This window comes from Alkalihalobacillus alcalophilus ATCC 27647 = CGMCC 1.3604 (assembly GCF_000292245.2).
GTDB classification, from domain to species: Bacteria; Bacillota; Bacilli; order Bacillales; family Bacillaceae_D; genus Alkalihalobacillus; species Alkalihalobacillus alcalophilus.
In genome coordinates this window covers 22,092-34,611 of record NZ_ALPT02000027.1, presented here as the reverse complement: position 1 = coordinate 34,611, position 12,520 = coordinate 22,092, and the positions used below count along the sequence as shown (strand labels likewise).

At 37.8% G+C, this 12,520-nt stretch carries 12 protein-coding genes; 2 read left to right on the top strand and 10 right to left on the bottom strand.

Going from position 1 to position 12,520, the window contains the following annotated elements; translation table 11 throughout:
* Positions 1-7 precede the first annotated feature (7 nt).
* The 5 genes from BALCAV_RS09160 to BALCAV_RS09140 form a co-directional block, all read right to left on the bottom strand.
* Entirely contained in the window at positions 8-466 is a 459-nt protein-coding gene (locus BALCAV_RS09160) for a tripartite tricarboxylate transporter TctB family protein (RefSeq protein WP_003322004.1), read from the bottom strand.
* A gap of 13 nt (positions 467-479) precedes the next feature.
* The gene (locus BALCAV_RS09155) at positions 480-1,466 is read right to left on the bottom strand and encodes a tripartite tricarboxylate transporter substrate binding protein (RefSeq protein ID WP_040323822.1); all 987 of its coding nucleotides are present in this window, start codon (positions 1,464-1,466) and stop codon (positions 480-482) included.
* 203 nt (positions 1,467-1,669) lie between these two features.
* Positions 1,670-2,344: a response regulator gene (locus tag BALCAV_RS09150; RefSeq protein ID WP_003322002.1), complete on the bottom strand. Its 675-nt coding sequence runs from the start codon at positions 2,342-2,344 to the stop codon at positions 1,670-1,672.
* Complete coding sequence (locus BALCAV_RS09145; protein WP_003322001.1) at positions 2,319-3,932, bottom strand: ATP-binding protein; 1,614 nt, start codon at positions 3,930-3,932, stop codon at positions 2,319-2,321. The genes BALCAV_RS09150 and BALCAV_RS09145 overlap by 26 nt, the downstream gene beginning before the upstream one ends.
* An 85-nt stretch (positions 3,933-4,017) precedes the next feature.
* On the bottom strand, positions 4,018-4,947 hold the full coding sequence (locus BALCAV_RS09140) for an aldo/keto reductase (RefSeq protein ID WP_003322000.1): 930 nt from the start codon (positions 4,945-4,947) through the stop codon (positions 4,018-4,020).
* Between the two features lie 197 nt (positions 4,948-5,144).
* Here BALCAV_RS09140 and BALCAV_RS09135 point away from each other — a divergent pair, with 197 nt between their 5' ends.
* On the top strand, positions 5,145-5,525 hold the full coding sequence (locus BALCAV_RS09135) for a VOC family protein (protein ID WP_003321999.1): 381 nt from the start codon (positions 5,145-5,147) through the stop codon (positions 5,523-5,525).
* A gap of 101 nt (positions 5,526-5,626) precedes the next feature.
* Here the strand turns inward: BALCAV_RS09135 and xylB are convergent, their stop codons facing one another.
* Both xylB and xylA read right to left on the bottom strand, forming a co-directional pair.
* On the bottom strand, positions 5,627-7,126 hold the full coding sequence (xylB, locus tag BALCAV_RS09130; protein ID WP_003321997.1) for a xylulokinase: 1,500 nt from the start codon (positions 7,124-7,126) through the stop codon (positions 5,627-5,629).
* A gap of 32 nt (positions 7,127-7,158) precedes the next feature.
* Entirely contained in the window at positions 7,159-8,481 is a 1,323-nt protein-coding gene (xylA, locus tag BALCAV_RS09125; RefSeq protein WP_003321996.1) for a xylose isomerase, read from the bottom strand.
* Positions 8,482-8,602: 121 nt separating this feature from the next.
* Here xylA and BALCAV_RS09120 point away from each other — a divergent pair, with 121 nt between their 5' ends.
* Positions 8,603-9,220 carry a YesL family protein gene (locus BALCAV_RS09120; protein ID WP_003321995.1) on the top strand — a complete coding sequence of 206 codons (618 nt, stop codon included), beginning with the start codon at positions 8,603-8,605 and terminating at the stop codon, positions 9,218-9,220.
* A 12-nt stretch (positions 9,221-9,232) separates the two neighbouring features.
* On the opposite strand, the gene BALCAV_RS09115 is transcribed toward BALCAV_RS09120, so the two are convergent.
* The 3 genes from BALCAV_RS09115 to BALCAV_RS09105 all read right to left on the bottom strand — a co-directional run bounded on the left by BALCAV_RS09115 (position 9,233) and on the right by BALCAV_RS09105 (position 12,321).
* Entirely contained in the window at positions 9,233-10,054 is an 822-nt protein-coding gene (locus tag BALCAV_RS09115) for a carbohydrate ABC transporter permease (protein ID WP_003321994.1), read from the bottom strand.
* Between the two features lie 12 nt (positions 10,055-10,066).
* On the bottom strand, positions 10,067-10,945 hold the full coding sequence (locus BALCAV_RS09110) for a carbohydrate ABC transporter permease (protein WP_003321993.1): 879 nt from the start codon (positions 10,943-10,945) through the stop codon (positions 10,067-10,069).
* A 77-nt stretch (positions 10,946-11,022) separates the two neighbouring features.
* Positions 11,023-12,321 (bottom strand): extracellular solute-binding protein, encoded by a 1,299-nt coding sequence (locus BALCAV_RS09105; RefSeq protein WP_003321992.1) that lies wholly within the window; start codon positions 12,319-12,321, stop codon positions 11,023-11,025.
* Between the last annotated feature and the right edge of the window lie 199 nt (positions 12,322-12,520).

Below are 12,520 nucleotides of genomic sequence, written 5' to 3'. Positions count from 1 at the left end.
ATCATTCTTAAAATGGTAACAGTCCTGCCGGTAAACGAATCGCTAACCCATAATTAAATAAACTATAGGCACCGACTGAAAAAATAAGAGCAGTGGCGATATTAACTCCCCACTTTTTATAACCAAGAAACCTTGAGCAAATGATAATAAAAGCGGCGGTCATAATGACAAAACCGACGATCTCGAGAACAGTAATATAAATTAGAATAAGCGCCATTACACCCAACAACATCAGGGCCTCTTTTTTCGGGATGACTCGTTTCTTTTTTTGTTCTTCTGTATCGACATCTTTGCTAAAGAAGAAGCAAATCGAGAGAATTAATAGCGTAACTCCTAACATCTTTGGAATTAAATCAGCATCAACAGGCACAAATGCATACTCAGGTAAACGAAACGCCATGATTAAATAAGCAATCGATACAAAAATTAATACGAGCGAAATCGTTTTATTAACGGTTAATCGCATAATGACACCCCCCTTAATCTCTTAAAAAGCCGAGCTCTTTTAACAGAACTTCTAAATCATTTGACTGTTCATCCAAAAACGTTTTAAAGTCCGTACTATTCATGTATTGTTCATCCCATCCATACATTTTTCTAATCTTCTCAAAAGCTTCGGAATCAGATGTTGCTTTGAAGATCTGCTCATAATAAGCCAATTGTTCTTCCGTCATATCTGGAGGTCCAAAAATCCCACGCCAAACGACAAATTCAGCTTCAATTCCTTGCTCTTTTCCTGTTGGTAATGTTTCTAAAAATTCATCTCCTTGTAGCCGCTCTGGAGCTGTAATTCCAAGAACTTTCATTTTTCCTGCTCGTGCTTGTTCTGCCGCATCAGATACCCCTGTTGAGATGACATCGACACTTCCATTTAATACAGCTGTCATCGCTCCTCCATCTTGGTCAGAGATATAACGAATCTTCGTAATATCAACGCCGGCCGCTTCTGCAAACATAATAAACTGCATATGATCCATACTTCCAGGCGAAGACACCCCGACAACAGTTACATCTTCAGGATTCTCTCTCATCTCTGCAAATAGTTCATCCAGTGTGTCCCAACGAGCATCTTCACGTACGGCAAAGGCACCATAATCGGCAATTAGATTAGCAATCGGAGTAAAATCTTCATACCCGTATGGTGACTGTCCATTAAGATAAACAAAATGTAATGGTGGTGAGCTAATAAATAAATTATGTGGATCATTTCGTTTATGAATATAAGCCCACCCCACTGCACCGCCTCCCCCTGGCTTATTGACAACGCCAAAACCACGTGTACTAAGATTTTCCTCATCGATCGTACGGGCTAACATTCGAGCAGTCGTATCCCATCCACCACCCGCTGCAGCTGGGGCTATGATTTCAATCGAACGATCTGGTTCCCACTCTCCCTCTTCATTTATCGTTCCACTTTGAACAGGCATCGTACAGCCTACTAATATAATGAGTCCAAGGAACATCATGGTTATTAATCTCGTTTGCAATGAAAGTCGCCTCCTTCTATATTTTCACTAATTCTACTTTTAGTCATTAGATTTGTAACCGTTTTCAAATTATTGTCCATTAAGATTATTCTGAATGTTTCGTTCATTTTGTTCACGCCAAAAAAAGCTTTCTAAGGAATAAATACTCCTTAAAAAGCTTCCTACTCGATCTGTATATTTTATTATTTGTTTACCGCTTGATACTTCCTCTCTGGGCGTCCGACAATTCCATAGACGAGTTCAGCGCGTGCTTCATCGATTGAAATTAAATACTCTAAATATCGTCTGGAAGTTGTTCTAGACGCTCCAAAAAGATGACCTAGTGCCTCTGCTGTGATGCCTTCCGTTTGTTGTTTTAATAAAGCCTTCACCTTCTCAAGCGTCAATTGATCGATTCCTTTAGGGAGATCCGGCTCCTTCGCTTTTTTGACCATCGGTTGAAAGATTTCATCCAATAATTGCTGAGTAACATCATTGCTTGTGTGAAGAAGCTGTCGATTTTTCTTCGCCTTAGCAACCGCATCAGCTAGTCGTTCTAAGGCAATAGGTTTCACTAAATAATCGACTACTCCATATTGATAAGCCTTTTGTAAAACCTCTTTATCAGTAGCAGCTGTAATCAGCACAATTTGTAAACCTAAACATGCTTTCCTTAAATCATCCATTATATTTATCCCGAGCTCATCAGGTAAATAGACATCTAATAAGACTACGTCAGGTTGTTTAAGTTGAACGAGCTCTAACGTTTCCTGAGCTGTTTTAGCAACGGCGATGACGTTAACCCCTTGGATATTTTGTAAATACTGTCGATGAATATCTGCTACTCGATAATCATCCTCTGAAATCAAGACATTCATTGCTATCCCCTCTCACTTTTGGAATATATAGATTTACAATCGTCCCTTTTGGCTCATTTTTTGTTATTTCTATTGAACCCTTTAAATCTTTTAAAGCCGCCTGCACTAGGGCAAGTCCAAAGCCACGATGACTCCCTTCTTTTGTCGTAAACCCTTGTTCTAACACCTTATCGATATTCTCCAAAGTAATACCCGCTCCATTATCTGCTACTTCAATAATTAAATCATGACCAATATCCGTTAGGAAAATTTCGACCTTAGGTTCAACCACTTCACTCACTGCATCAAAAGCGTTATCTAACACATTTCCAATGATGGTAACCATTGCTGCGGTTGTTTCTACTGGCCATGTGTAGTTCAACATACTTTCTTCATTAAGTAAAAAGGTTATTTTCTTCTCAGAAGCCTTCGAGAGTTTCCCTATTAAGATCGCTTGAATTGTTGGGTCTTGTATTTGTTCGAATAAAACTTGCTCATATTCTTTTTGCTGGCCTATTTCCTGATGAATAAATGACAACGCTTTTTTGGTATGCCCAAGTTGTAACCACCCTGAAATCGCATACAATTTATTCGTATATTCATGTGTCTGAGCTCTTAAGTCTTGGGAATATTGCTGTACTTCTGACAATGTATTTATAATTTCTTGAATACCTAACCTATCTTGAAAGCTGGCCACTTTCCCAGCATAAATACCATCATCATCGATTGTTTGATAACGAACAAGCAATTGCTTTTCTCCATAAAATGTTTCATATTGACCTGTCGCCTTTTCACTTGCGAGCACATGAGCTATTTCAGATTCGGACATCACTTCTTTAATTGGTTGCCCTACCGCCTCTGAACTTATTGCTAATATTTCTTTAGCCGATTGATTTAGAACGGTGATACAACCCTTTTGATCGGTCGCGATTACCCCTTCTTTAATCGACTCTAAAATAGCTCCTTTTTCTTTATAAATACGGGCAATTTGATAAGGCTCTAATCCAAAAGTGTCACGACGAATACTTTTTGCCAAAAGAATGCTTCCAACTAAACCGACCATAAAAATCAAGACTAACCAAAGCACAAAGCCCATTAATCCTTGTCGAAATATTGAATCCACATATGAAATCATAAATCCAACTGAAACGACCCCAATAATTTGTTCATATTCATCATAAATAGGCGTTTTTCCTCGAACTGAGGCACCGAGTGAACCCTCTGCTAAAGAAATATAACTATCTCCATATACAAGAGCTCCTTCATTATCGCCACCTACCATCGCTTGCCCCACTTTATCAGGTTCTGGATGGGTGTAACGAATTCCTTCAACATCTCCGATCACGATAAATTCCGCACCAGATTGAACTCTTATATTTTCGATTAAAGGCTGTATCTCTTCAGGATTACTGCCAATTGTAAGCACTTGTTTCACTTCAGGAATTTCAGATACAACAACCGCAGTCGTTAAAGCTTGATGGCCAATTAATTCATGAGCCTGCTCTCGCTCAATATATATATAAACAGCTGTCACCATAAACATAATAATCGCGATTAATATACAGATAAGGATCATGAACTTTCGCTCTAATGACCAATGTTGATTCATTCAGCACCTCCCAACTTCCCTTTAGAGAATAACAAAAAAACGTAAAACCGTGCAGAAAGCAAGGTCCCACGTTTTTTCTCTTTCCCTATGGAATCATGTTACCTGCTGCTGAGTATAGCTCGTACCATTCTTCTCTCGTCAATTCAAGCTCTGCCCCTGCCGCAGACTCTTGTAGACGTCCTACATTTGTTGTCCCTAACACGACTTGAATATTGGCTGGATGACGTGTTATCCAAGCGACCGCAATTGTTGTCGGAGATACTTGATACTTTGTCGCGACTTTCTCTAACACTTGATTTAATTCAGGGTACTTTTTCGTGTCACCAACAAATGGCCCATCAAAAAAGCCGGATTGGAAAGGCGACCATGCTTGCAATGTAATGTCATTTAATCGACAATACTCTAATGTGCTACTCGCACGGTCAATCGCATTATTCGTATTCATATTTAAAGACATTCCAGAGTCGATAAGTGGTGTATGAGCAAGGCTAAACTGAACTTGATTAACGACAAGCTTCTGGTTAAGACTTTTTTGTAAAAGGTCCATTTGCATCGGATTATGATTAGATACACCAAAATAACGAACCTTTCCAGACTCATGAAGCTGGTCAAAAGCCTCAGCCACTTCGTCTGGTTCCATTAATGGGTCTGGTCTATGTAGCAATAAAAGATCAAGGTAATCTGTTTGTAATCTTTTTAAAATTCCATCAACAGAAGTGAGAATATGCTCTTTTGAAAAATCATAATAGCCAGTTGCGCCCTTGCGGATACCACACTTGCTTTGAATGACCATTTCTTCTCTTATAGACGAATTCATTGAAATTGCGTTCGCAAAATGCTCCTCACATTTCCCACCGCCATAAATATCAGCGTGGTCAAAAAAATTAATACCTGACTCCTGTGCTGTACGAATCAAACGCTCGGTTTCCTTTAATGAAAGACTATCAATTCGCATATATCCCATAATGATCTTAGAAACATTCAAGTCCGTTCCTTTTATATTTAATCGTTTCATCTATTTTCCTCCTCGTAATGAGTTTTATCTTATTGAATAGTTTACTAAAGCTCATTCAAACTGTATACCTATACATCACTTTTCTTCTCCCCTCCCCCATTTCAAAAAATTACGATATACTATAACTATCTAAATATTCTATCTACTACTCAAATAAAGGTTGGTTCGGATAAGAATTTATGAAAGGAGTTTTGTAAATGAATACATCGATTAAAAAGATCGGACAAATCGGGGTACCTGTCAAAAAATTAGAACGGGCGATTGAATTTTATCAAAAAAAGCTTGCTCTTTCTCTGCTCTTTCACACTGATAGTATGGCTTTTTTGCAATGTGATCGACAAACTGTGCTTCTAACATTGCCAGAAAAAGAGGAATTTGCTCATAAGAGCTCTGTTCTCTATTTTCAAGTAGATCATCTTAAAGAAAGCTACGAATCGATGTTAAACAACGGAGTATCCTTTATTGATGAGCCACATTTTGTCGCTAAAGTCGGCAGCAAGGAAACTTGGATGGTCTTTTTTCAAGATAGTGAAGAAAATACTCATGCTTTAATGAGTGAAGTCCAAACAGGAGACTAAGCTTACGCCTTTCGAACGTTTCCATCCAAGTCAATAACCACCTAAAAAGAAGCACGGATCAATTGATGACCCTGCTTCTTTTTTCTACTATATTCATCGATTTAATTTCTAAAGGCCACTAACTGTTCGTTCATTTCCTTCGTTCCACTATAAACAGATTGATAAACCTTAAAGAGTTCTTGATACGTTTTGACGTTTTCCTCACTCGGTTCAAACTCTTTATCAACCTGTAAAAAGGCATCTCCACATTGCTTCAATGTTTTGAACCAGCCACAGCCGTATGCGGCGATCATGGCAGCACCCATCCCTGGCCCTTGTTCACTTGAAAGTTTCACGACTTTTGCATTAAAGATATCCGCTTGGATTTGTAACCATAAATCACTTTTAGCACCGCCACCAATGGAAGTAATCGTATCGATTTTTTTGCCATAACTTCTAAATATCTCAATCGACTCATTTAATGAGAAGGTAATTCCTTCTATAACAGCACGAACAAAATGTGCCCGTTCATGAGAACCATCAATGCCGATAAAACTCGCACGAATTGCAGAATCCGCATGTGGTGTTCTTTCCCCAACAAGATAAGGAGTAAAAAGTAACCCATTTGAACCGACCGGTACCTCTTTAGCTCCAGCCAATAGGAGATCAAAGCTTTCCTCTTTTGCAAAAGTATCTTTAAACCAACTAAGGCTGTAACCGGCTGCTAACGTAACACCCATGGTATAAAAGCTATTTGGTACACTGTGATTAAAATAATGAACCTCTCCCGCAAAATTTTTATCACTACCTGACTCAAAAGAGAGAACAACACCAGAAGTGCCAATGCTTACAAGCGTTTTTCCTTCTTCATTCACTCCTGCTCCAATCGCACCACACGCGTTATCCGCTCCTCCAGCAAACACACGAGTTTGAGCGGAGAGACCCGTTTGAGCAGCGACTTCAGCTAATATAAGACCAACTTCTTGATGAGAATCGACTAACGGAGGGAAAAAGCTTTCCTCTAGCTCAAATACACTTGCAAGTTTTTCACTCCACCTTTTATTCGTTACATCCAATAGAAGTGTTCCAGCTGCGTCTGAGAATTCCATGTGTAGGTTCCCAGTTAACTTCAAGCGCACATAATCCTTTGGTAATAAAAAGGTCTTCACTTTCGCAAATAACTCAGGTTCATGTTTTTTGACCCACAAAATCTTTGGCAAAGTAAACCCTTCTAAAGCTGGATTCTTCGTAATTTCCAATAAAGTTTCTTGACCTAATGTTTCATAAATCGCTCGGCATTCCTCAGTTGTTCTTGTATCATTCCAAAGGATTGCGTCTCGAAGCGGCTCGTGATCTTCATCTAATAATACGAGACCATGCATTTGTCCAGAAAAACTTAACCCTTCAATCCCTTCAGCGTTTCCTTCAAAACTGGCCACCAACTCAGAAAGTCCAGCAAGCGTTTGCTCTACCCAGTCATTTGGGTTTTGCTCGCTAAACCCGGCCTTTATTTGCTTTAAAGGATAATCTTTTGAAACTTCATGAACAACTTCTCCAGCTTGGTTGACGAGTACAATTTTAACTGCACTCGTCCCCAAATCAACTCCTAAAACATATTTCATCGTTATCACATCCAGCCATCGTTTATTAGAAATTATTCAGCATAAGCTGTTAATAAATACTGGTTAATTGTCGACTTGATACGCTCTAATTTGCCAGATGTTTGTTTAATTTCACCTAAATTTAACGCGTATTCCTCAAGCTCTTTCAAACCAACTGTACCATCAACAATTTGTTTACCAATTCCATCGGTAAAGCTTTGATAACGATCTTCAATAATATTTTCTAGCGCTTTGTCATCAAGTAGCTTTTTCGCCACCTTCAATCCAATCGCAAAGCTATCCATACCAGCAATGTGAGCTTCAAATAAATCTTCGGGTGCAAATGATCCTCTTCTCACCTTCGCATCAAAATTCAAACCTCCGCTACCTAGTCCTCCATTTTTTAAGATTTCATACATCGCAAGTGTTGTTGCATATAAATCTGTCGGGAATTCATCTGTATCCCATCCTAATAGTGGATGACCTTGGTTCGCATCAACAGAACCGAGCATACCGTGAATACGAGCATAATGAAGTTCATGTTCAAATGTGTGACCCGCTAATGTCGCGTGATTCGCTTCAATATTAAATTTAAATTGCTTCTCTAAACCATAATGTTGTAAAAACGCATACCCACTCGCTACATCAAAATCATATTGATGAGAGGTTGGCTCTTTTGGTTTTGGCTCAATTAAAAATTGGGCATCGAAGCCAATTTCCTTTGCATAATCAACAGCTAAATGGAAGAAACGGCCAAGATTATCTAACTCTAATTTCATATTTGTATTTAGAAGCGTTTCATATCCTTCACGTCCACCCCAGAACACATAGTTTTCTGCTCCAAGCTCTTTACCCACTTCAAGACCTTTTTTCACTTTGGCTGCTGCATACGCAAACACATCCGCATTACTAGACGAAGCAGCTCCATGTACAAAGCGAGGATTAGAGAAGTTGTTCACTGTGTTCCAAAGCAGTTTGGTTTTGCTATCTTTCATATAATCTTTAATCATACTTACGATAACGTCTAAGTTTTTATTGCTTTCTTGTAAGCTGTCCCCTTCAGGAGCAATATCAATATCATGGAAGCAAAAATACGGTACACCTAACTTCTCAAAAAATTCAAAAGCCGCCTCCACACGCGCTTTCGCTAAGTCAAGTCCTTGCAAATGATTCCAAGGTCTAACTGCTGTTCCTGCTCCAAATGGATCCGATAAATCCTCTGTGAAAGTATGCCAGTAGGCGACACCAAATCTTAAATATTCTTCCATCGTTTTGCCATCAATCATTTCGTTCGGATTGTAAAACTTAAAAGCATAAGGATTCGTTGATTTTGCACCTTCAAATTGAATTTTGGACATGTTAGAAAAATAAGTCATTGTAAATTCCTCCTCAAATATATTTTAGGTTTGTCGATTAGACAAACAAAGTAGCTAAACTTGATTTAAAATCTTCATTCATTCCTATATAATAAAAGCAGCATTGATAAGGAGGACAGCTATGAGCCAAGCACTCTATCGTCTATTAGAATGGATCACACGATTTGCCTACATCAATTTATTATGGATCGCTTTCACTCTTGTAGGAGCCGTTATTTTTGGCCTTTTCCCTGCAACCATTGCGATGTTTACCGTCATAAGAAAATGGATTATCGGTGAGCATGACCAGCCAATCTTCCCTAGCTTTTGGAAGGTTTATAAAGCTGAATTTATAAAAGGTAACCTTTTAGCCATTTGGATCTATATCGCCTTTGTTATTATTGGCTATAACCTCTTTTTCTTATATTTGAACATCGGACAACAACTAACCTGGGCGACTGCTCCACTTTTTGCTGGAATGATATTATTTGTCCTGTTTCTTTTTTATTTATTTCCAGCCTACGTCCACTTTGAGCTTAAGACTCTACCTCTTATCAAAAATACTTTTTTAATAATGCTCGTAAGCCCGCTGCAATCGTTGGCCATGCTCATTAGCATAGGTTCCTCTTCGTTGATTGTTTATGTCTTTCCAGCAATTGCTTTTATTTTTGGAGCTAGTTTTTATGGATTTCTTACCCTTTGGTTTGCCATTAAAGCTTTTAACAAAATTCAAGATAAGCAACAACTAGGACAAAGTTAGCTCCATTTTGTCCTACCCTTTGACTGCACTTGATGAAATGCCTTCAACAATTTTATTACTAAAGAATAAGAAAGCAATTAAAATCGGTAAAACACTAATAACGAGTGTTGCTCCAATTGCTCCCCAATCTGTCATATACTGTCCAACAAAATTCTGTATCCCTACCGTTAATGTTTTATATTTATCAGAACTAATAAAAGTATTAACAAAAACAAACTCATTCCAGTTATAAATCATATTGATGATTGCCGTTGTCGAAAGGACTGGCGTCGTTAATGGTAAAATAATCGTAAAGAATAAACGGTGTAATGAAGCTCCATCAATAATAGCCGCTTCTTCTATTTCTTTAGGAATCGTATAATAGAATCCTAAAAGAATCATCATCGTAATTGGTAAGTTATAGGCTGTATAAGTAAGAACAATCGACCACGGATTATCAATTAAATTAACATTCAAAAACATACTAAACAGTGGAATAAGGGCGGAATGAATCGGAATCATTAAGCCAATCATAAATATTCCTAATACAAGTTTGTTTAACTTCCAATTCATTCTCGTAATAACAAACACGGCCATACTAGCGAACAATAGTGTTAAGAGAATGGCGACACCTGTAATCCAAATACTATTAAAAAAGTAACTGCCAATTCCCGCTTCCCAAACACTTAAATAATTTTCCCATTTAATTTGTTGTGGCAAAGCAAAAGGATTACCTGCAAATATTTCACGATTATCCTTTAATGAGAAAAGAAATAACCAGACAATCGGAAAGACTTGAAATATGGCGACACCAATTAAACAGAAATAAAGTAAAAAATAGCCTAATTTCCTCATCAAATCACCCCATTAATATTGAATTTCTTCTTTATCGGCCGTAACTTTTCGAACGATATAGGTGACGACTAATGTAATAACAAGTAGCATAAACCCTACTGCACTACCATATCCGAAGTTGTAATTTCCAAAAGCAAGCTTATACATGTACGAGGCCATTACTTCACTCGCACCGTTTGGCCCTCCTCCGGTCATTACATAAATCAAATCAAAGTACTTTAGTGATCCGACAACTGCAAGGACAATCGTCACCTTCACCACTCCCATAATTAAAGGGAGTTTAATCCGATAAGCGATTTGAATTGGGTTGGCTCCATCAATTTTTGCCGCTTCAATAATCGACTCTGGTATTCCTTTTAATGCCGCATAATAAATTAAAATATAAAAACCAGCGTACTGCCAAAGAATCGGAATAAAGATTGAATATAAAACAATGTTCGGATCCGCCAACCATAAAGGAGGATTTTGAACACCAAACCAGCTTAATATCGTATTTAGCATCCCATTTGATGGGTTATATACTTTGATCCAAAGCTGGGCAATGGCAACCGACGATAAGAGCATTGGTATTAAATATAACTTTCTTAAAAGGTTGGCCCCTTTAATTTTTGAAGCTAAAATCATTGAAACAAGTAGATAAATTACTAAGCTCAAAGTAGAAAAAAGAGCTAACATAAAGGAGTGGCCGGCACTTTGCCAAAATTTGCTGTCTTGAACCACATTTATATAGTTATCGAGCCCGATAAACTGCATCGCACCGATTCCATCCCATCGCATCAGTCCGTAATAACCTGTTAAAACAAGTGGGATAAAGATTAATATACCTACTAATAACAATGCTGGTAATAGATACAGTGTTATAAACCACTTATTGGACATTACTTTGTTCATTTCACACAACCCCAATTATAAGAGTGGAAAAGGGCCATTCTAATCGAGAAATAGCCCTTTATTAAAAGCAAAACCTTTTATTCTTCAGATAAAGCCCTTTCATGTAACTCTGCAAATTCCTCAGGTGTTATTTGTAAACCAAATAGTGATTGAATTAAATCTAAATGAGTTTGAGCGGCAGCTGCTGACATTTGTACATCTGCATACAGCGTTAAATTCGTCGCCTCATTTAAGTCATTTAATACTTCAACATACATATCTGGTAAATCTAAGCTATCACCATCAACGATAGTTGCTGGAAGAACACCCGCTTCTGATACCGCTCTCTCTCCCCATTGTTCAACAAAATACTTCGCAAATTGTTTCGCTTCTTCTTGTACATCTGAATCTTCACTTACAAATAAACCAACACCAGGTCCACCAACGAAGCTATTTGTATCTCCTACTCCATCTACAGTTGGGAATTTGAAATAACCAACACTGTCTCTGAATTCCTGTGGTACATCTTCATTAGTTGTAAAGTTAGGCAGATCCCAAGTAGCAATCATATACATAGCTGCTTGCTCATTCATAAACATGCTTTTCGCTTCTTCATCTGCTAATCCATTAAAGCCACTAATAAATGAATCGTTCTCTACTAATTCTTGAACTTTTGCAGCTGCTTCTACTAATGCTGGGTCTTCGAATGAACCAGAACGATCAATGGCACTTGTTAATGTATCACTTCCACCAATTCGATCAGCAAAATACATATACCACATCGAACCTGTCCAACGATCACGATTTCCTAATGCAATCGGATTTACATTATTTTCATTTAATGTATTTACTACTTGCTCTAACTCTTCATATGTTTCTGGTGCTGTTAAATTATGTTCATCAAAAATCGCTTGATTATAATAGACATATACCGTATTTAGCTCAAGAGGCAATCCATATGTTTGCCCATCCTTTTCATACGCTTCTAGTGTTCCAGCAACAAATTCATCTCTTAACCCATCACCTAATAGATCATCTAATGGAGTAAATTTATTTCCTTCAACAAATGGATCTAAATAACCTGCTGCCCAAGTCATACCAACATCAGGAAGTTCATTTGATGCTGATAAAATCGTAATTTGATCCTTATATTGCTCATTACTTAATACTTGTAAATTAATGTTAATCTCGTTTTCTTCTTCAAAGTCTGCGATTATCTCATTGACAATTCGATAGTGTTCAGCCGAGCTACCTTGTGGCCATAAATGCATAAAATCAACTGTTGCTGTTCCTTCTGTGCTACCTGTATCATCACCGGAAGAATTAGAGCAACCAACCGCTAAGAGCAATACCATAAATATCGCCACCATACTTGTAACCGCTTTCCTTTTAACCATTGCATTTCCCCCCTTGAATGTATAACGTAGTTTAGCCTAACTACAAATTTAGAATATCACGCAAAACATCGTTTGTCTAGTGGATAAACTAAGTGTATAATAACTTTATAGATTTTATATTTTAAGTATTAGCAAGCACTTACACTCGTTTATACTATAATGATTAACAACGAGTGCTATTTACTATAGAAGGAGTGAT

Bases quoted from the DNA above. Each gene is read 5' to 3' on its own strand.
- BALCAV_RS09140 (WP_003322000.1), bottom strand. From the start codon at position 4,947: ATGAAACGATTAAATATAAAAGGAACGGACTTGAATGTTTCTAAGATC.
- BALCAV_RS09145 (WP_003322001.1), bottom strand. From the start codon at position 3,932: ATGAATCAACATTGGTCATTAGAGCGAAAGTTCATGATCCTTATCTGT.
- BALCAV_RS09155 (WP_040323822.1), bottom strand. From the start codon at position 1,466: ATGATGTTCCTTGGACTCATTATATTAGTAGGCTGTACGATGCCTGTT.
- xylB (WP_003321997.1), bottom strand. From the start codon at position 7,126: ATGAAATATGTTTTAGGAGTTGATTTGGGGACGAGTGCAGTTAAAATT.
- BALCAV_RS09160 (WP_003322004.1), bottom strand. From the start codon at position 466: ATGCGATTAACCGTTAATAAAACGATTTCGCTCGTATTAATTTTTGTA.
- BALCAV_RS09110 (WP_003321993.1), bottom strand. From the start codon at position 10,945: ATGAACAAAGTAATGTCCAATAAGTGGTTTATAACACTGTATCTATTA.
- BALCAV_RS09105 (WP_003321992.1), bottom strand. From the start codon at position 12,321: ATGGTTAAAAGGAAAGCGGTTACAAGTATGGTGGCGATATTTATGGTA.
- BALCAV_RS09135 (WP_003321999.1), top strand. From the start codon at position 5,145: ATGAATACATCGATTAAAAAGATCGGACAAATCGGGGTACCTGTCAAA.
- BALCAV_RS09150 (WP_003322002.1), bottom strand. From the start codon at position 2,344: ATGAATGTCTTGATTTCAGAGGATGATTATCGAGTAGCAGATATTCAT.
- BALCAV_RS09115 (WP_003321994.1), bottom strand. From the start codon at position 10,054: ATGAGGAAATTAGGCTATTTTTTACTTTATTTCTGTTTAATTGGTGTC.
- BALCAV_RS09120 (WP_003321995.1), top strand. From the start codon at position 8,603: ATGAGCCAAGCACTCTATCGTCTATTAGAATGGATCACACGATTTGCC.
- xylA (WP_003321996.1), bottom strand. From the start codon at position 8,481: ATGACTTATTTTTCTAACATGTCCAAAATTCAATTTGAAGGTGCAAAA.